The 19310-nt window shown below is 41.5% G+C and carries 9 protein-coding genes, 2 pseudogenes and 1 riboswitch; of the genes and pseudogenes, 2 read left to right on the top strand and 9 right to left on the bottom strand.

The genetic code is table 11. The annotated features are described in order from the left end of the window. The 6 genes and pseudogenes from FCR06_RS22250 to FCR06_RS22225 all read right to left on the bottom strand — a co-directional run. A pseudogene (locus tag FCR06_RS22250) lies at positions 1-181 on the bottom strand (IS630 family transposase); the annotation flags it as partial. A gap of 261 nt (positions 182-442) precedes the next feature. Then, the gene (locus tag FCR06_RS22245; protein ID WP_138503598.1) at positions 443-1048 is read right to left on the bottom strand and encodes a Uma2 family endonuclease; all 606 of its coding nucleotides are present in this window, start codon (positions 1046-1048) and stop codon (positions 443-445) included. 134 nt (positions 1049-1182) lie between these two features. Next, positions 1183-3813, bottom strand: coding sequence for a DNA mismatch repair protein MutS (mutS, locus tag FCR06_RS22240; protein WP_138503596.1), 2631 nt, complete (start codon positions 3811-3813; stop codon positions 1183-1185). Between the two features lie 101 nt (positions 3814-3914). After that, positions 3915-4544, bottom strand: coding sequence for a DUF4276 family protein (locus tag FCR06_RS22235; protein WP_138503594.1), 630 nt, complete (start codon positions 4542-4544; stop codon positions 3915-3917). After that, a complete protein-coding gene (locus FCR06_RS22230; protein ID WP_138503592.1) occupies positions 4538-5710 on the bottom strand; it encodes an AAA family ATPase in 1173 nt (390 codons plus the stop codon). Before FCR06_RS22230 ends, FCR06_RS22235 begins: the two co-directional genes overlap by 7 nt. 363 nt (positions 5711-6073) lie before the next feature. Beyond that, positions 6074-8005 (bottom strand): GTPase family protein, encoded by a 1932-nt coding sequence (locus tag FCR06_RS22225; RefSeq protein ID WP_138503590.1) that lies wholly within the window; start codon positions 8003-8005, stop codon positions 6074-6076. Positions 8006-8361: 356 nt separating this feature from the next. Next, a riboswitch (cobalamin riboswitch) is annotated at positions 8362-8512 on the top strand. Between the two features lie 308 nt (positions 8513-8820). On the opposite strand from FCR06_RS22225, the gene FCR06_RS22220 reads away from it, so the two are divergent. Beyond that, positions 8821-10941, top strand: coding sequence for a TonB-dependent receptor plug domain-containing protein (locus tag FCR06_RS22220; RefSeq protein WP_223280236.1), 2121 nt, complete (start codon positions 8821-8823; stop codon positions 10939-10941). 37 nt (positions 10942-10978) lie between these two features. Continuing rightward, complete coding sequence (locus FCR06_RS22215) at positions 10979-11851, top strand: (2Fe-2S) ferredoxin domain-containing protein (RefSeq protein ID WP_138503588.1); 873 nt, start codon at positions 10979-10981, stop codon at positions 11849-11851. A 252-nt stretch (positions 11852-12103) separates the two neighbouring features. Here FCR06_RS22215 and FCR06_RS22210 read toward each other — a convergent pair. From FCR06_RS22210 to FCR06_RS22200, 3 genes and pseudogenes are all read right to left on the bottom strand, one after another. After that, positions 12104-14700, bottom strand: a pseudogene (locus tag FCR06_RS22210) (TonB-dependent siderophore receptor). A 204-nt stretch (positions 14701-14904) separates the two neighbouring features. Then, a complete protein-coding gene (locus FCR06_RS22205; protein WP_138503586.1) occupies positions 14905-15870 on the bottom strand; it encodes an AraC family transcriptional regulator in 966 nt (321 codons plus the stop codon). 855 nt (positions 15871-16725) lie between these two features. Continuing rightward, a complete protein-coding gene (locus tag FCR06_RS22200; RefSeq protein WP_138503584.1) occupies positions 16726-19299 on the bottom strand; it encodes a TonB-dependent siderophore receptor in 2574 nt (857 codons plus the stop codon). Positions 19300-19310: the final 11 nt, after the last annotated feature.

The following is a 19310-nucleotide window of genomic DNA, read 5'->3' as shown; positions in this document are numbered from 1 at the left end:
CCTTCATGGCTCCACCTTGCTTTTTGGGTTCTAGATGTCCTTGCACTCTATGAAGTTGGATTAGCTTTTGCACATAGCTTTTTGCTACACCAAATTGCACGGCAACCTTTCTTATTGAAGTACCACCCTTTTCGTAAGTATTTACTATTTTTTCTCGTAAATCGATTGAGTATGCTTTCATTTTAAGTCTTGATGCACCAATACTATGTGTACCTCATTTACCTCGAAATTGCTGTAAATCTTTTAAATGTAAGCTCTAGTTATATGATCACCGCTTAATTACTTGTACTTCAAAATTTTTTGTGTCTTTGCGTCTTTGTATAAGTCCTAATTATAAATATTCAACCGGACATGATTAGTCAATCGTCACTTTCTTGCTGCTTTTAGTTTTTGCAAGCATCTCGGCTCAATGCTCTATTTCTTAAAAGTTTTGTCTTTTTGCTTACCAAACTTGACTTAAATCTAAAACAAACCCAGCTAGCAATGGTTCCCTACTCAGCGTCTTAGGGTTATCTAATACCTCAACCGTAATATTAGGACGATAAATAAAAACTTGGCGTTGTTTTCTATCAATTAACCAACCAAGTTGTGTGCCATTATCAATATACTCTTGTATTTTGTCTTGCAAAATTCGTAAGTTATCAGTCTCAGAACGCAATTCAATCACAAATTCCGGACAAATCGGTGCAAATTTTTTTCGTAGTTGTGCTGGTATTGCTTCCCAACACGTGCGTTTTATCCACGCGGCATCAGGCGATCTGACTGCACCGTTAGGTAAAGTAAACCCACCACTGGAACCAAAGCCTACACCTGTACCATCTTGCTTTGTCCACACCCACAACTGCCCAACTAAATTAAAATTGCGTTCATCGCTTTCAGAACCAGTAGGGGGCATAATCATTAATTCTCCAACAGCATTGCGTTCGATGCGAAAATCACGGTTGAGTTGACAAAAATCATAAAACTGATTGTCAGTCATGGCGATCGCAGGTTGCAATTGCAAAACAATTGGTACAATCTCTGTGACTACAGGTAAGTTGGTGGTCATAATTGCTTTGTGGCTACTTCACCTGCCTTAACTATAATCTCTTGGCAATCTAGGGTGGAATCAGGTTAACTTATGAAAACTGGAATTGTTGGCAGTGGTAATTTAAATATTAATTTTTCAAGACAGACAAATAATTAGTCAATCGACAMAGTTTCATCCAAATTTTGCAAACCGATCGCAATCTTACTATGTTTCTCAATTTGCCCCATTACTTGTTTTGCTCGTTGAATCACTACCGCTGGTAAACCCGCCAATCTTCCGGCTTCAATTCCATAGGATTTATCAGCACCTCCTGGTTGGACTTGGTGCAAAAAGATAATTTGGTCGGGTAATTCTTTGACTGTCACTTGATAGTTAGCCACATTCGACAAAATGCTGGCTAGTTCATTTAACTCGTGGTAATGAGTGGCAAAAATTGTTCGCGCCCGAATTTCTACTGCAATATATTCTGCCACCGCCCAAGCAATGGAAAGACCATCAAATGTTGCCGTTCCCCGGCCAATTTCATCTAACAATACTAATGACCTAGATGTAGCATGGTTGAGAATATTTGCCGTTTCATTCATTTCCACCATAAACGTTGATTGACCAGTTGCCAAATCATCCACTGCACCGACACGGGTGAAAATGCGATCGCAGATTCCCAATCTGGCAAATCTAGCTGAGACAAAACTACCAATTTGTGCCATTAACTGAATCAATCCCACCTGACGCAAATAACAACTTTTGCCGCTAGCGTTTGGCCCAGTGAGGATGATTAAATCAGGATTGTCATTTGTTATTTGTCCTTGGTCTTCTGCTAATGACAAATGACTAATTACTGATGACTCTTGACCCAATTGCGTCGAATTCGGTACAAAGAACCCCGCAGGTAAAGACTGTTCTACCACCGGATGACGACCATCAACTATGTTGATTTCTCTTCCTGACAAGATTTCTGGACGACAATAACCTTGCTGCACGGCCAATTCAGCTAGACCACACAACACATCTGCCGCCGCGACTGCACGAGATAAATGCCGAATTACTTCCGCCTGCGCTGCTACTTCTTCCCGTAATGCTATAAAAATCTCATATTCCAACTGATTTAAATCATCTCGGGCTGTGAGAATTCGTGCTTCCCGTTCTTTCAAGTCAGGAGTGATATAACGTTCTTCATTGGTCAGCGTTTGCTTGCGGATATAATTGGCGGGTACTTGGTCGGCTTTGGCGCGGGAAATACTGATATAATAACCAAAGGTTTTATTGAATCCTACTTTTAATGTGGGAATTCCCGTCTTTGCTCTTTCGTCAACTTCCAAATTAGCAATCCATTGTTGGTCTGCTTCTACAGTCACTTTCCTGTCATCTAACGAGGAATTTACGCCAGAACGAATCAATCCGCCTTCTTTTATATGTATTGGTGGCGACTCCACAAGATGGGCGTGTAACTTTTGTGCCAATTCTTCTAAAATTGACGGTACTTTTTGTAAAGCTTTCAAGAAAGGAGAACGCGTATCAGCAACTAAGTCGGATAGTTGCGGTAAGCGTGAGAGAGAATCTGCCAAAGCTGCTAAATCTCTAGCGTTAGCAGTACCAGAACCCGCCCTTCCCGTCAGCCGTTCTAAATCATAAATTTGCCGCAACAACTGGCGTAAATCTTGGCGTAGGGGTGTATTTTCCATCAATTCTTCGATGGTGTCTTGCCGCGCCCGAATGCCTTTAATATCGATTAGTGGTTGCAATAACCATCGTCGCAAAGCCCGCCCACCCATTGCTGTACTAGTTCTATCTAATGCCCAGAGTAGGGAACCGTGAAATGTGCCATCACGTACAGTTTGAGTAATTTCCAGGTTACGCCGAGTTTGATTATCTACTATTAAATAATCAGTAACCGTGTAAGTGCGGAGTCTTTGCAGGCAGACTGGGTTTTCTTTTTGGGTATCTTCCAAGTATTCTAGAAGACCACCAGCCGCACGAACGGCGAGGGGAAGATGGTCGCAACCGAGTCCTTCGAGCGATCGCACTTTAAATTTCTGTAATAATCTTGGTCTAGCCTCGCCTTGAGCAAAGGGAAGTTGCGATCGCAAACTATAACAAAATGATGGCGGCAAACACTCCGGTAGATGCGGCGAAGTTTCTCCTGGACGCAGCAAACTACCCAAATCAGGTGCATTTGTCGGAACTAACACTTCTGAAGGTTGCAAGCGCATTAATTCTTGTGTCAAATGTTCCAAATCGCTGCCTTGAGTGGTGAGGAATTCTCCTGTGGAGATGTCTGCATAGGCTAAGCCCCAATGATTTGCGGCAATTACTACTGCTGCCAAGTAATTATTGCGACTTGATTTGAGCATTCCCTCTTCCAACAAAGTGCCAGGAGTGAGGACGCGCGTTACCTCCCGCCGCACCAATCTCCCAGTAGCTTCTGCTGCATCTTCTACTTGGTCACAAATTACTACTGCATAGCCTTTTTCGACTAGCATCGTCGCGTAGCGTTCCCAAGCGTGATGCGGAACACCAGACATCGCCACCCGTCCTTGTTCCCCAGCTTGCTTGCTGGTGAGGGCTAATTCTAATTCTTGCGCTAGTTTGACAGCATCTTGGAAATAACATTCAAAGAAATCTCCCACTCGATACAGCAACATCGCGTGAGGATATTTATCCTTCGTCTCGACATAATGCAGGTACATTTGACTTAGCTTACTGCGGTCTACCTGTCGATGGTCAGAAATAAAAGTACTGGCATCGGCTTTGGTAGATGGAGTTTCAGAGTGAGAGGCAGTCATAGATGCTATCGAGTTACGCAGGGAAATTCCACAATATCTGATGGTAGCGTGATGTTAGAGGCAAAGAGCGATCGCTCAAGGATATTTTACCCTTCGTTATATTAGCTTGCTGATGCACCCATGATTGTAGTTAGTGTAGTGAAAAAGCGATCGCAGTATGGCGAAGCTTGACGTACTCTATCAGCGTCCAACAACTCTAAAAGCTTGGAAGCGTGTTTGATTTCGTGATATTCACCCTTTATAGTGGGACAAGTGGCGGCTTTTAAGCTTGGTTTTAAACTATCTTTGTCAATAATCTCCACATTAGCATTCTTGGAAATAGCATTTTCTTTAAATCCCTTTCCGTAAAATATTTTGAGAGTTGCCATATCACTAATAAACCAAGCTTCTATTGTTTGTACCATTAAATGGCAATGGCTATCATCAATACCTGGTGGTGCATCCCAATTATCCCTAAACTTAAGATGTTCCCAAGGAGACTGTGTAGTAACAGATGCTTCTGCATCAACAAGCAACACATTAAAGGCTTCTGGATGAGATTTCAAAGCATTCCTAAAATCACGGAAAGCGTTATTACGAGAACCGCATATAGTAATATCCCATTTAATTTGTTGACTTTTAGCTATTTCCACAAGTGCTTTGAAAAGTTTGCTAAATCCTTGTCTGATTAAAGCTTTCGTATTCTTTCCATCTCCACCACCTTCTATATAAATTCTCACCTCTTTTACCATCGATTTCCCCCAATTTCACCCATCCGCCAGAGGTCACCAAGAGTATAATTTTCTAGCCAGTTTTTCAGTTTATCAGGTTCAAGGCGGCGGAGGTGAGAGCCTTTTTCATCGCGTTCGCATACCAACACTGATTCAGGATATTCACTCAAAGCAGAAACTAAAGCATCAGAATGCGTAGTTACTATGATTTGAGTACGCCGCGATGCTTCTATTAACATTTCTGCAATAGTAGGTAGAATATCTGGATGCAAACCTAATTCTGGTTCTTCAATACATATAAGTGGCGGTGGAGTTGGATCAAGTAATAAAACCATTAAAAATAAATAACGAAGTGTACCATCAGATAAACGATTTGCAGGAATTGGTTGAATATAACCTTCTTCACGAATAAATATCTGTACTGTACCTGCGTATATTATTACATCCAGTTCCTCTGCTGTTTCATAATTTTTTTTTAAATTTTCTATAAGTTTTCTAGTTCCAATTTTGGATTTTAAATCATTTAGAAATAAACTTAAATTACTTATATCTTCTAGTAAAGGATGTTGCGGTAAATCAGTTTTTTGAGCATTTCTAGGTTCTGAATATCGCCCAATTTGCCAGTAACGATATAAACAAATATTTGAAAATTCAGTACTGATATAAGAGAGTTCTGGATATAAATCTGGGTCTGTTTTCTGGGATAAAATAGACTGGTCTGATTTGACATTAAGTGGATTAACATATAATTCTCCTCTCCGTAAATCTGGGTAAACACTGTTATAATGATAGTAAGAAATTACAATATTTTCACCAGCAGTCAGAGATTTATTTTCTATTATTTCGTCTATCAAATCTAGTCTTTGTCTCGTGACTGTGAACTTTAACTCATAGTGTAACGGTTGAGGTATTTTAGGATAACTTAAAGTAGCTTTTATTTTAGCTATTGGATTTTCCTGTCCACCCTTCCACAGAAATTCGCCAACCCCTCCACCTTGCCGAAATGGGGCGGGTAAGTCTGTTGGTGTTGCTTTTAAAATTCCAATTGCTTCAATTAAATTCGATTTACCTGAAGTGTTAGCACCAATTAAAACATTAAGCGGTTCCAGTTCAATCTCTTCACCTTCACTTCCATAGGAAAGAAAATTCTCTAATCGCAAGGTATGGATAAATCTTTTACCTTCCATCGCATTTTCCTATTTAGCTAATCATCTATATTTTATTAATCTCATACTTGCTAGTAACTCTGGAGAGAATTACTACAGTATTTAATGGTAACATGATGTTAGAGGTAAAGGGCGATCGCTCAATGACCAGATCCAAAACTGTACCTACTTCAATTTAGCTTTTATCAGGGGCGATCGCCCAAACCTTAAGCACTCAGTCAAGAGGCGATCGCTCCGCTAAAGCTTGGCAAACCCTAGCTAGATTCAACTACGATCAAAGCTGCAAAGCGTGTTTTATTTGACGGTGTTTGCCCTTCTTGGTATTGTAAATAGCTAACGAATATTATCAGCAGCAAGAAAGGTAAAGTAATCTTCTTACATAATTTAATTACCCTGTTTATTTTGATTTAATGTAGATAGATAGTTCTTAAACCGATCGCTAAGTTGTTCCACTGTCAAATTTTGAGTCCAATATTCCACTAAAGCGTGACCAAATGCCCAAGCATTCCGCTCAGGTGAAGCAGAGTTTTCTAACAGCAACGGCCACAAAGATAGCAATTCAAAATTGAGCAGGTTAGAGTTACCTGTATTCAAAAGTGAGAACAAATCATAAGCCATTTGGAGTTTACCAATTACAATTGGTAGCTGTTCCACCGGGATTTGTTCTGCTAGCAGATAAGCCAAGGTTGGAGATCCAGTTGATAGCGTAGAAATAAACTGGAGGACAGGACTTTTGAGCAGTGACGTTAATCCCTGCGTTGTTGCCATTTGAAAAGTGTAATGGTCGATAATTTTTGCAGCAGCAACGGTGCGGGCTTCCAGGTTACGCAAAAACCGAGCCAAACGCAGTTGCTTGCTAGGAGCGATCGCATTTACTAATCCCAAGGATAGCGCTTCTACTCCCCAAGCGACTCGACGTGTTTTGTTGTCAGCTGTAACCAGAGGGAGAACTAAATTACAGAAGTTTTCCAGCTGCTTATTACGGTACTCAGTGGCTTCACGAATCGCAATTTCCTTAGGACGATCGCCCCATTGCCAATCATAAGGCGGTTGCCATTCGCGGATTGGACGCAGACGATCTACCTGGGTGACAACTGCGATCGCTGGTAAATCTGGAATTTCTGTTTTCACGTCTTCGAGAAAGTCTACATCCATTTGTAAGGCAGGATCTAAAGCTGGGGTTACTAACAGCAGCAAATCTGCGTTGTCAGCATAATCAAGCACTAAATTTCGTAAATCTCTACGCTTGACTTGTTCGTAACCAGGTGTATCCCAAAGCGTCAGGCTTTCCCCGCTTTGAGAGTGCCATTGGTAATTTTGAATGCGATCGGTACTGGGCAAAACATCAACGGCTGCCAGATCTGCTTGAAATAAGGTGTTAATCAAACTGCTTTTTCCCGAACCCGTGCGTCCCACCAGCAGAATACTTACGGGTTTTTGTTCAACCGCCTCCGCAGGTTGGGCTTGAGCCAGGATTTGTTTGAGTGTTTGAGTTTTGGCTTTGGGTAGAGTTTGTGTAGTCGAGGATACTGAAATCGGTAAAGTGCTACCTCCGTAGAGCGCGATCGCTTGTCGGCATAAGTTTCTCAGGGCAGCTTCCCGCAATAATTGACTCAAATTCACCAATAATTGCTCAGTTGCGCGGTTACTGGAACCTTGGCTAACTTGTTTTGCCACCGCCGCCACGGGATTTAACAGCCACTGCGCCCAGTTCCAAGCTTTCCAGAATTTCCGGGCAGATGGTTCCAACTTGCGGTAAACTTCGTAGGCTTGGTATGCTTGCCCAACCGTTACCTGATTTAGCACAGGGGATAACTTTTGCATCCACAGATCCACATCGTCCACCGTTCCGCGAATTAGTCCGTAAGCTTGGGGAACGTAGATATTTAACAAGGGATATTGAATTTGCGGATTGTAGATATGCGCGATCGCTGCAACCAAATCTTGGCATCGCGTCCAAAAAGTTTGCCAATCTTCCCAAATCGGGCGATCGCTTTGTGCGGTTTGGAGAATTTCTTGCAAGGCTGTTTCTGCAAGCTTTGTGGTGTCGCTTCCCGGTGGTAGTACTGTATCTTCTGCTGTCGATTCTAATTCTTGCTGGACTTCGGCTAATACAGCTTCTACCTGCTGTAGGGCGGGTTGAGTCCATTTTACTAGTAACCAACGCCAGCTAACGAATAAAAGAGTGAACACACCCCAAATCCAATTAATGCCCCAGGCATGGATTTGTAAACCAGCGGATACTAGTAAGAAAATAATAATGAAAGCGATCGGAATTACTAATACAACCCATTGCCACAGCTTTAATCGCACCATTGCCCCATACCTTTTGAGTTTTGCTAAAAAACTACTCCTATAAAGAGTTTATCGTTTCCAATCTGGGCAGAATAAAGCGATCGCACTTCACGACTACCCATAATGCGCCTACTTTTAAGGATTGACATTGCTTTGTGTGCAGAAGCCAGCGGGGGATTTGAGTCTGAGGCGCTCAAATGTATGATTAATCAGAAGATGCAAACATTGGCTTGACTACTATGCGAATAGTCATAGCTGGCGATTAATAGTATATTTAGATAATATTATTCTCAATAATTTTATAATAATTTCGAGAATTGAAATAATTTATCAAAATTCTTAGCGACTAAATTTACATACAGACACTAATTATGCTAATGTGACACATAATTGTCGGTTCTGATGGGGAGCAGCCATCAGACGCAAGGGGGAAAGTTCGGTGTAAATCCGGCACTGTCCCGCAGCTGTAAAGAGACGAAGACAACGTGTCTCTAAGTCAGAATGCCCGCCGACTCACTTTAGACACAAAATACTTATCTGCGAGGCACAGATGATACATTTGATTAACAAATTTTATGGGTACAGATATCGATTTAACAAAGTACCCTCTGCAAGTGTTACTAGTTCGCTTCGCTGTTAGTAACGATACTCAATTTTGAGTTGTTTTATAATAATTTGGGTATTTATAAAGAATACTACAGAGTCTTTTTTGCTATCCAAATAGTATCCACCATGATTTAGGTATGGCAATGCATTGTAGCAAGCTAATTTAAGCCTAAATCTCAAAACTAAATCGCACAAATTAATATCTGCATTTACTGAAAACGAGGAGTTTCATGTCCACTTATCGTGTCGTTACTTGTTGTGAGTTTCTCTCAAAAATCTTCGTTTTTACCGCAATCCATGGGATTGTATGTGGGGGAGGCTGTGCGTACGCTAATCAAGTCCAACAAATATCTGAGTTTCCCAAGTATAAAGGTACTGCAACAGACTTACAACAAGTTGCACAAACAACGCCTGAAAATACCCCAGCGTCCATAGAAGAAAAAGAACCAGATATTGAATTAACAGTTATCGATAAACTACTCAATGAACCTGTTTACTCACCCTTTCGCCGCGAGGGGACAGTGAAAGATTCCACCCGTCCGGTTTACGTGATTACAGGCGAAGAAATAGAAGCCCAAGGTGCTAAAACTGTCAGAGAAGCGCTCAAATTTCTTCCAGGAATCTTGCCGGATGGTACTGTTGGCACAGAAGTAAATGCTTTAAGCGGTCAATTTATCCGAGGTTCTAACTCTGCACAAGTTTTGATTTTGCTTGATGGTAGACCAATTAATGAACTTGGTTCTGGTGGTTTTGACCTTTCAGAATTTACTACCAATATTGTTGAAAGAATCGAAGTATTACCAGGTGGTGGTTCTACCCTTTATGGTTCTGATGCAATTGGAGGGGTGATTAACATTATCACTCGTCGTCCTACAGAAAAAGTGACGACACAAGCAGGTGTTAATTTTGGCGCGTATGGACTAAATCAGCAGACTATCAATAGTAGCGGAAAAATAGGAGATATTGGTTGGGTTGTAGGTTATAACCGTACCCAAGCTGAAAATAACTACTCTTTTTCGATTCCAGAGGCGAATTTCGAGGGAACCAGAGACAATAATGATGTTCTCTACAACAACTTCAACGTGAAGTTGGAGGCGGATTTAGGTTCTCGTAATACCCTAACTCTCTCTACTTTATACTTAGGCAAAGACCAAGGAGTACCAGGAGGAGTCCCGATTCCCGAACCATTATACGGTCAAGGCTATTTTAACTCGTTGACTGATAGCGATCGCAAATACACAGATCAAGTTCTCACGGATTTAATTTGGAACTCAAAACTTGGAGGTGGGAATGATTCATTGCTAACAGCCAGAGTGTATGCAGATTTCCTCAACACTCGTTTTGATAGTCGCAATTCATCCCAAGCACGATATGATAACAGGCAAGCTTCTTATGGATTGCAAGCACAACACAGTTGGAAATTTGCTCATAATCAAACCTTAGTTTACGGCTTTGATTACCGCAATGTCTCAGCTACTAATAGTACATTTGACTTTTCTGTTGATACAAAAACAGTCACTTACGACGATAGTATTAGTCAAGGAGCGCTATTTGCTAGATATGAAATTAATTTAACTCCTAGTTTCACTGCAAACTTAGGTTTACGTCAGGACTTTAGTAGCTTGACAAATGGCTCTTTTACATCACCAAGTATTGGGACAAAATTTGCACTTACAGATTCTACCACCCTGAGAGCTAATTATATCAATAATTTCCGTGCGCCGAATCTTTTCAGCTTATATGCGAATGGTAGCACTTACGTTGGTAATCCTAATCTCCGTCCAGAGAAAGGCGATAGTTATGATATTGGAATTGACCAGAAGCTAGGCAATTTTGGTTTGTTGCGCTTAACCTATTTCAACAATACAATATCAGATTTAATCGCTTATAACTTTGTTGTTCCGGTAGCTACTTACGAAAATATTGGTAAAGTTCGCACTACAGGAATCGAAGCAGTTTTAAATTTGCAGTTGGCGAAGAATATCTATGCTTTTGTTAGTTATACAGCAAACGATCCGCAGATTTTGAAAAGTACAAATTCAGCTGAAGTTGATAAAGAATTACGATTTGCAGGTGCAGATAGTTTAAATGCAGGACTTTCTTATGAAACTTCTCAAGGTTTATATACTGGAATACTAATACATTCTTTGGGTGCGTATCCAATAAATAACACTAATACAGAATCTTTGCCTGGGTACACTACTTTTGATTTCAAAATGCGTGTACCTCTAAGTGATAACTTAATACTCACAGGTAGTGTAGATAATCTCTTTGACCAACGTTATCAGTTGTTTCCAGGTTATCCTGATGGGGGGAGGGTTTTTCAAGTTGGGTTGAGTTCTACGTTTTAAGAAAAATAATTTTTTATTATGCAGAGGAGAGTTTCAAATGGCTGAGTTTAATTGTTGGGTAACTCCAGTAAATAAGGTTGTAAGTGAGATTTTATCTACGGGGGGGTCTATTGAATATGAATATTTTGATTCGAGTACTGATGTTTTATCGTCACTACTCTACACCTTATTTCAGCAAAATTGGCAACAGGTAGGGGTAGGGCACATTGTCCAAGGAGGTGTGTTAGAATTAGAATTTAATGCTCCACCTAAAATTTGTATTCTCTATGATGGATATCTCACAGTAGTTGCAGAAGGCTGGCATTTGCATCTATGTATAGAGGCAAATTTAGGTGGCCCTCATTGTAAGACTCCTTTAGAATTAAGGCAACAACGTCAAGTTAGTCGCGCTGCATTTTATCGACGGTTTAATGCAGAAGGTATCCCTAGAAGTTGGGGTATTGATTTTTGGAATGGTGCAGACGAAAACCTTATGACTATTTTCTTGCCAAATCCGTATGTAGAAGGTGAAAATTTATTACCAGAAGGTAAGCCTAATTTATCAAAGTTAGCTCTTTATCAGGAATTACGAGAAATTTATGTATTGGGAAACAAACCAATTCCTTTTACTAAAAACCCATTGAAACTTTCTTATATTTCTGTTTGCACTTCTACTCGCTGTCTTCCTTCCCGGAAATGGCAACCCACATTTGACGCTTTAAAATCAGCAGTTGAAAAAGCAGGTGTAGATGTGAAAGTAAGAACATCTGGTTGTTTGGAAGTTTGCCAATTAGGACCAGTAGTATTTTATTCAGATGATCGGACTTGGTACACTCGCGTTAACTCAAATGTCGCTAAAACTATCGTCAATGAACATTTGGTTAAAGGTAATAAAGTATCTGAAAATATATATCCACCGGAGTTGGTTTAAATTAGGACTTATATCATCACCTCTTCGAGTTGTACTTAGCTTCGCAGAAATTAAATAGAAATTCTATATGTAACAGCTACAGGGCTGAATCAAAAAAGTTATTGAACATCACTATTTACTAAATCTTGTTTGACGCGATCGCCCCCGTCTGTATTTCGATCAAAACCTCTGGATTAGCCCTGCCTAAACCATTGGTACAAGCCTTTTGCTAACCCAAAATTCGGACAAGGGCAACAGTAGATACAATGATTGTTAAAACTGCCACGAAACTGTCCCTAGTACTGTAAACGGCGCGCCAGGAAACACAGTGCTTCTACCATAGGCACTTTCAAAATAGTTTACATCAAACAAGTTCTTGATATTCAGCCCGACTCGCCAGTTGTCACGGCGGTAATAAATCAGTGCATCGGTTCGCACATAACTGGGCAATGTGAATGTATTCTCCAAGTCTCCCTGTCTGTCACCTACAAAAAATAATCCCCCACCAAATCCAAAACCTTTCAAATCTCCAGTTTGAATTTCATAGGTTGTCCATAAAGAAGCACTATTTCGGGCAATATTACTCGGTTGATTCCCCTTATACTCTGGTCTGGTATCTTCAGTAATTTCCGGATCGATATAGGTATAACTGGCAATGATTTTCCATCCCGGCGAGATTTCTCCAGCGACATCAAACTCAATGCCACGAGAGCGTTGTTCGCCCACCTGGAGGCTATTTAGCGGATTCACCGGATCGCTAACAACAAGATTTTGCTTGGTAAGTTGGTAAGCCGCCAGTGTTGCTGCAAGTTTGCCATCCAAAAATTCACTCTTGACCCCAACTTCAAATTGTTCGCCCCTAGTTGGCTCAAATGGAGTATCGTCGGCATTTGTGTAAAAAGCGATAGAGGGTTGAAATGAACGACTATAACTGGCGTATAACGAGATTGGTTTAATAGGTTGGTAAACAATGCCAATGCGAGGGCTGAAAGCTGAATCTTCTTGATCGTTTGAGATACCAGCTACTGCATCCTCATAGGAGGCTTGTGCAAAATCAAAGCGACCACCTAGCAAAATCTTGAACTGATCTCCAATTGAAATCAAATCCTGGCCATAGACACCAATCAAATTTTGAGGAAATTCTTGGTCTTGAACTATTGTATCAAATTGAAGTGAAGGTCGGTCATAATTTGGGTTAAAGAAATCGATGGGTGGCAAGGCGGGTGTTGAATAGAATATCTTGCGGGTGAAATTAATCCTACTTAAATCCAAGCCGAAGAGTAAATCGTGCTTAACTATGCCAGTCTGGATAGTTCCAAGAACATCAGTTTGCAAATAATAATTCTGTGACTTAGCTTTATCAAATCTAGCAACACGATCCAATGTCCGATTGTCTGCTTGCAGTCCTAAATTATAGTCAAAAGCTTCCTGATAATTTTCAAGCTCAGTTCTGAATCCATTACGGATTGACCAGCGATCGCTAAATTTGTGTTGAAAGCGATAGCCGAGTACAACAACATCACGTTCTAGTTTCAAATCTGGGTCATCGACATAGCGGGAGCGGGGGACTCGTCCAAAAGGGCTATCAAAAACCGAACCATCGGCAGGAATACCTGAGTACGATACTTTGGAGGTATTAAGATACTCAGCTTCCAATGTTAGGCTTGTATTCTTACCAAAATCAAAACTAATGACTGGCGCTACAAAGACTTGCTCCGTTTTCACAAAATCCACAAAGCTACCAGAGTTTTGATATGCTGCATTCAAACGATAGCGAATCGTTTTGTCGGCGTTGAGTGGACCGGAAATATCAAATGTCGGACGGTAAAAATCAAAGTTACCAATTGTTCCTTCAACAGCATAATAAGGTTCAGAAAGGGGTTGCTTGGTTGTAATATTGAGAATACCACCTGGTTCCCCCTGACCATAAAGGACTGATGCTGGTCCCTTGAGAATTTCGATTTGTTCAATGTTAGCGACATCTGACTGGTGACTATAAGGGTTGTATCTCCTAAAACCATTGACAAAAGTATTACCAGTGTCGCCCCCATCAAACCCTCGGAAAAAAAGCTTTMACCACCCCCAGTTTGAGAACCACCGATTCCAGGAGTCACACCACTGACATTCTGAACTGATTCCCTTAATTGCGTAATTCGTTGATCCTTTAGTACTTGGTTTGGGATAACCTGAATCGACTGAGGAATGTCACGGATGGGCGTATCAGTTTTCGTCGCAGTTGTCGCATTAGGGACTTTATACCCATCTTGCTCACCTGTCACCACCAACTCAATCGGCTGATCGCTCTCTGCCGATTGAGTTGGTTGTGTCTGGTTTTGGGGCAGCTGTGCTTGAGGTGTTTGAGATGGCTGTTGTGGAGAAGTTGCCGTTGCTGTAGTTGCTACTGCAAAAACTAGCCCTGCATCATCATCAAATAACTCAACCGTTGGTAAAACTGCAACACCCACCACTGTCACTCGCACAGTATTTGCATCAATATTAGTAACAGTTATTTCAGTAATTCCCTCAACTGGTTTTTGGGAACGGAATGTAAAAGCATTGCCATCAGCTAAACGTAACTGCCCACCAGCTACATCTACAATAAAATTATTGCCCGTACTCCGATTTGTTAGTTGTAGTTGAGTACCAACAGGTGTCTCTAAAATAACCTCCACACCTTTAGAGGTAGGATTGGCTTTTACCCCCGTTATTTGAATTGTCGGCGTGGGTGTAGTTTGCGGTGTGGGCGACTGCACTAATAAATTTTGAGCGCTGGTGAGAGGAATTTCTAACTCGCTGAGTTGTCGGATTTTTTGATTAAGACCATGTTCATTCAAAACAGAGGTTTTTTGACTATTATTCTCAACTTTCATCTCTGCGGAAGCTACTTGAGTTACTAGAGTAGAGATAATCCCCACTAAAGTTGCTGCCAGCCATAAAGAAATATTGGACTGCCGACTTTCCACGCCACTCTCCACCCAGTTTTAATTAAAAGGTTTATTGCAGATATTTATTAATTGCAATCAAGCTTAGTTTAGAAGAGCGATCGCAGGTTTGTCTATCCAAAAACAAGCACACTATCCCGAAACAAGCTTTTTGCCAAAAAGACATTCACTCGGTGTAATCCCAAACCTGCGCTTAAAGGCAGCACCAAAGTGTCCGAGGTGAGCATAACCTACCAAATTAGCTACTTCGGCAACACTCAGCCTACCACTTCGCAGTAATTGTTCTGCTCTTTCCATACGTTTATCAGTCAGATAACTAAATACTGTTGTGCCAAACAGTTGACGAAATCCGCGTTGCAGGGTACTCTCGCTCAACCCTACCAATTGCGCCAATTCCAGTATTGAAGGTGGATTCTCCAAACGGGAGAGTAAGATATCCTTAGCGTGATAAATGCAGGCGATAGTTTCAGGTTTCTGTCGTAGCGATAGTTGCATTCCACCTCGATCCACTAATAGAGGAGTTAACTGCAAGCGGATCAGTTCCAGCACTCTTACCTGCAAGAACATCAACTTGGTGATTCCTTGATAAGGACAATAGATAATTTGTTGCACCACAGAGTTGACAGCACTAGTCTTCTTAGGCTCTAGTATTGTCTGCAAATCATTATCTTTCGCCAATAGGCTGAACTGGGAAGGAATTTCACCGCCAGCTATCGGGAAAAAGGTTCCCAATAGCTCAGGTGGCAGATGAATATTCATGCCCACACTCCGTGATTTTGGAGTTATCGACATCCATGAGCGTTGAACGCCAGCACCAGAGATCAGTGTATTGTCTGCGTTATTTCCTAAAAGCTGGACATAAAATTGCAGTGGATGATTCGATTCCGGTTCTTTCTGCGATATATCATCGTGATATTCACAGTCCCACATTGAAAGTAACACTTGAGGATACACTTCAATATCTCGCTCATAGCCCTTGCCGACTTGTTTAGGTACTTGACGATATAATTCAAATGGCTCTAATGGATTTTGCAGACTATTTTTGGCAGCTTCTGCCCACCATTCTAGCCACTCTGCTGTTGTAGTAGTAATAGTCATAGTTGGCAACTAGTAGATGGTAAACATTGATGCTAATTAGTTTCAATAATCTTACCGCGATTTATCCCTAACTCAAGAGACATTGCCTCATCATGTACGAAAAACAAACGCGATCGCAGCAAGCGATGTTGAAGGCAACCCCACACATTCAAGGTTTGAGAGTACGTAGGCTAGCAAGCACCGCAGGCATCGCCTAAAAGTATATGAACAATAAGCATTGTAGTAAGCGATGCCAAAGGCATCGCCTACATCTGTTTTTGAGTAATGCGTAGGCTAGCAAGCACCGCAGGCATCGCCTACAAAGCTTGGTAACTCATGGCGGTTTGCTTGTTGAATCTACTGAAATTATGAAGCGATCGCGCTTTTTGTTTACTGAATTTATGGAAATGAGTGCGCGATCTACTCAAATGAGTAAATAAAATCAACTTTGACTTATTCAAACCTCAGTTTGCTTATTCATTTTGGTGTTTTCCGCAAGTAAAATCAACTTTGACTTATTCAAACCCCAGTTTGCTTACTCATTTTGGTGTTTTCCGCAAGTAAAATCAACTTTGACTTACTCAAACCCCAGTTTGCTTACTCATTTTGGTGTTTTCCGCAAGTAAAATCAACTTTGACTTACTCAAACCCCAGTTTGCTTACTCATTTTGGTGTTTTCCGCAAGCGAAAAGGTATATTGAAAGTGCTAAATAGCAGAAACGCAGCATCAGTGCGTACATAACTTGGCACAAATGAGTTGTTTAAGTCTCGGTAGCGTTAGCGCAGCTCGCCGCAGGCATCGCCGATGTAGAATAACCCTAAGCTAAAATTTCAACTTCTTCATCCCCTTATTCCCGTAACTCTTTACCGCAGACACTAAAACTCCCACGAAATTGTTCCCAACACCGTCAACGGCGCACCTGGATAGATGACAAGTCTTGTCTGGCTGGTTTCGTAATATCTCTCATCAAAGAGATTCTTGATATTGATTGCAGCCTTCCAGTTATTGCGTTTGTAATAAAGTGCTGCATCCGTGCGGAAGTAGCTGGGTAACACAAAAGTGTTAGCCAAATCGCCCTGTCTATCCCCTACATAATACAGTCCCAATCCAAATCCTAAACCTTGTAAACTCCCGCGTTGGATTTCATAAGTTGTCCACAGACTAACAGTATTTTTAGCAACGTTGTTCAACAAATTGCCAGCTAGCAGTGGATTGTTGTCTTCAGTAATTTCAGCATCGGTATAAGCGTAAGCGGCAATAATTTTCCAACCAGGCAAAATTTCGCCTGCAACATCTAGTTCAATGCCTTGACTGCGTTGCTCTCCGACTTGAATGGAAAAACTGGGATTGTTGAGATCGGTAGTCAGGACATTGGTTTTTGTAATCTGGTATGCTGCCAGTGTTGCAGACAGTCTGTTACTCAAATCTGCTTTGATACCCACCTCATATTGTGTGCCTTGTGTAGGTTCAAATGTAGAACCGTTAGCTGAATTCCCAATAGCTGGAACGAAAGAACTGCTATAGCTGGCATAAAGCGAGATTGGCGGTATCGGCTGGTAGACTATGCCAACTCGCGGGCTAAAGGCTTGGTCAGATTGACTGATGCTAGTTCCGGCAAGCAAATCGTCATTTTTCTGCTCGGTAAAGTCGAAACGCCCTCCGACCAGTAGCTTCAAATTATCCAGCAGAGTAACCTGATCTTGAAGATAAATCCCTAATCTGTCTGTACGAAGTCGTGCCTTGAAAGTAGCTTCTAGAGGATCGGTAGGGATAACGCTGTTATTCACCGAACTAAAAATATCGAGAGGTGGCAAAATAACATCTCTAAAAATTACCGGGCCGTCGCTTCGGTTTAGCTCTATTCCCAAAAGCGGTTGGTGGATAATTGACCCAGTTGCAAACTTTCCTATGACCTCTGTTTGGAGACTGTAGTTGTCAGTTTCAAATTTACTATTCTCATAATATCTGACAAAGAACCGATCATCGATTAAGCTATCTGGTTCGGTGTAGAAATTATTTGACTTGTTTATGGTAATGGAAACAGCATTGCGAAGCTGCCAATTTTCACTAAACTTATGTTCTAATCTGTAACCAGCTCTGTAAACTATGTTTTTTGAATCATTTTCTCCAGGAATTCCTAAGAACCGACTAATCGGAATTGGGGCAGGTCTGTTGCCAACAGTGACAAGGCCTCGATCAAATCCGGTATCATTATTTAGATACTCGAAATCAAAGTTTAATGTTGTCTTAGTGCCGATTTTCCAGGTTAGAGATGGCGCGATGAAGATACGTTCAGTGTCAACAAAGTCACGAAAACTCCCAGAGTTTTGGTAAGCAACATTCAAGCGATATAACAGAGTTTTGTCTGTATTCAACGGACCAGAGATGTCTAAAGTCGGTCGATAAAAATCGTAGCTTCCGGCAGTAAATTCAGCCGCGTAATAGGGTTCGCTTAACGGCTGCTTCGTCACAAGGTTAATAATCCCACCCGGTTCAGCCTGACCGAAAAGCACTGAGGCTGGTCCCTTAAGTATCTCAACTCGTTCCAAGTTTGCTACGTCTGATAATGTGAAGAAGTCGCTATCGCGGAATCCATTTCTAAAATTTCCATCCTGCCGGAAACCACGAATGATATAGCTACCTGCATTTAAGCCTCCGTAGTTACCCCCTTGAGTAACCCCACTCACGTTTTGCACTGCATCCTGTAACCGCACTGCTTTTTGGTCTTGTAACACCTGTCGAGGGATGACTTGAATTGAGGCAGGAATATCGCGTAGGGGGGTATCTGTTCGGGTAGCAGTGGAAGCATCCGGTACGCGATACCCATCTTGCTCGCCTGTGACTACTAACTCAATTGGTTTATCACTTTCTGCTGATGGTGGAGTTGATTGTGTCTGATTTTCTGGCTGAATAGCTTGGGGTGACTGTTGTGGAGAAGTCGCCGTTGCTTGTGAACTTATACCAAAAACCAGCCCGACATTATCATCAAACAATTCAACCGTGGGCAAAGCTTTCTCACCCACTACCGTCAACCGCACAGTCTTTGCATCAAGGTTTGTTACTGTTACTTGGCTAATTCCTGCAATTGGTTTTTCTTGCTGGAAGGAGTTACCGAGCAGTAAACGTAATTGTGCGTTGGGAATATCGGCAATGAAGCTGTTGGCATTACTTTTGTTGACAACTTGCAACGCCTGAGCTTGAGATGTTTGTAAAATTACCTCAATCCCCGTGGAAGTTGCATTAACTTTAACGCCAGTAACTTCTGTAACTCCAACATTGCTTTGTGCTAACAAATCAGCTGCATTTGTAGAAAAACCTCTTTGAGCTTGCTTGATACCCGGAAATTCATTTCCCCAAGCAGGTTGCATCATTGGTAAAACTAGAGCGATCGCCCACAATTGCAAACTAACATACCTACAACCCGCAAGCATCCTCTGTAATCTTCTCATAACTAGCTCTA

Origin of the sequence: Nostoc sp. PA-18-2419 (assembly GCF_005869855.1) — a bacterium.
GTDB lineage: Bacteria > Cyanobacteriota > Cyanobacteriia > Cyanobacteriales > Nostocaceae > Nostoc.
This window is presented reverse-complemented; position numbering and strand designations above follow the sequence as displayed.

Excerpts from the sequence above, each read along its gene's own strand:
- FCR06_RS22225 (WP_138503590.1), bottom strand. The coding sequence starts at position 8,005 with ATGGTGCGATTAAAGCTGTGGCAATGGGTTGTATTAGTAATTCCGATC.
- FCR06_RS22245 (WP_138503598.1), bottom strand. The coding sequence starts at position 1,048 with ATGACCACCAACTTACCTGTAGTCACAGAGATTGTACCAATTGTTTTG.
- FCR06_RS22215 (WP_138503588.1), top strand. The coding sequence starts at position 10,979 with ATGGCTGAGTTTAATTGTTGGGTAACTCCAGTAAATAAGGTTGTAAGT.
- FCR06_RS22205 (WP_138503586.1), bottom strand. The coding sequence starts at position 15,870 with ATGACTATTACTACTACAACAGCAGAGTGGCTAGAATGGTGGGCAGAA.
- FCR06_RS22230 (WP_138503592.1), bottom strand. The coding sequence starts at position 5,710 with ATGGAAGGTAAAAGATTTATCCATACCTTGCGATTAGAGAATTTTCTT.
- FCR06_RS22200 (WP_138503584.1), bottom strand. The coding sequence starts at position 19,299 with ATGAGAAGATTACAGAGGATGCTTGCGGGTTGTAGGTATGTTAGTTTG.
- FCR06_RS22220 (WP_223280236.1), top strand. The coding sequence starts at position 8,821 with ATGTCCACTTATCGTGTCGTTACTTGTTGTGAGTTTCTCTCAAAAATC.
- FCR06_RS22235 (WP_138503594.1), bottom strand. The coding sequence starts at position 4,544 with ATGGTAAAAGAGGTGAGAATTTATATAGAAGGTGGTGGAGATGGAAAG.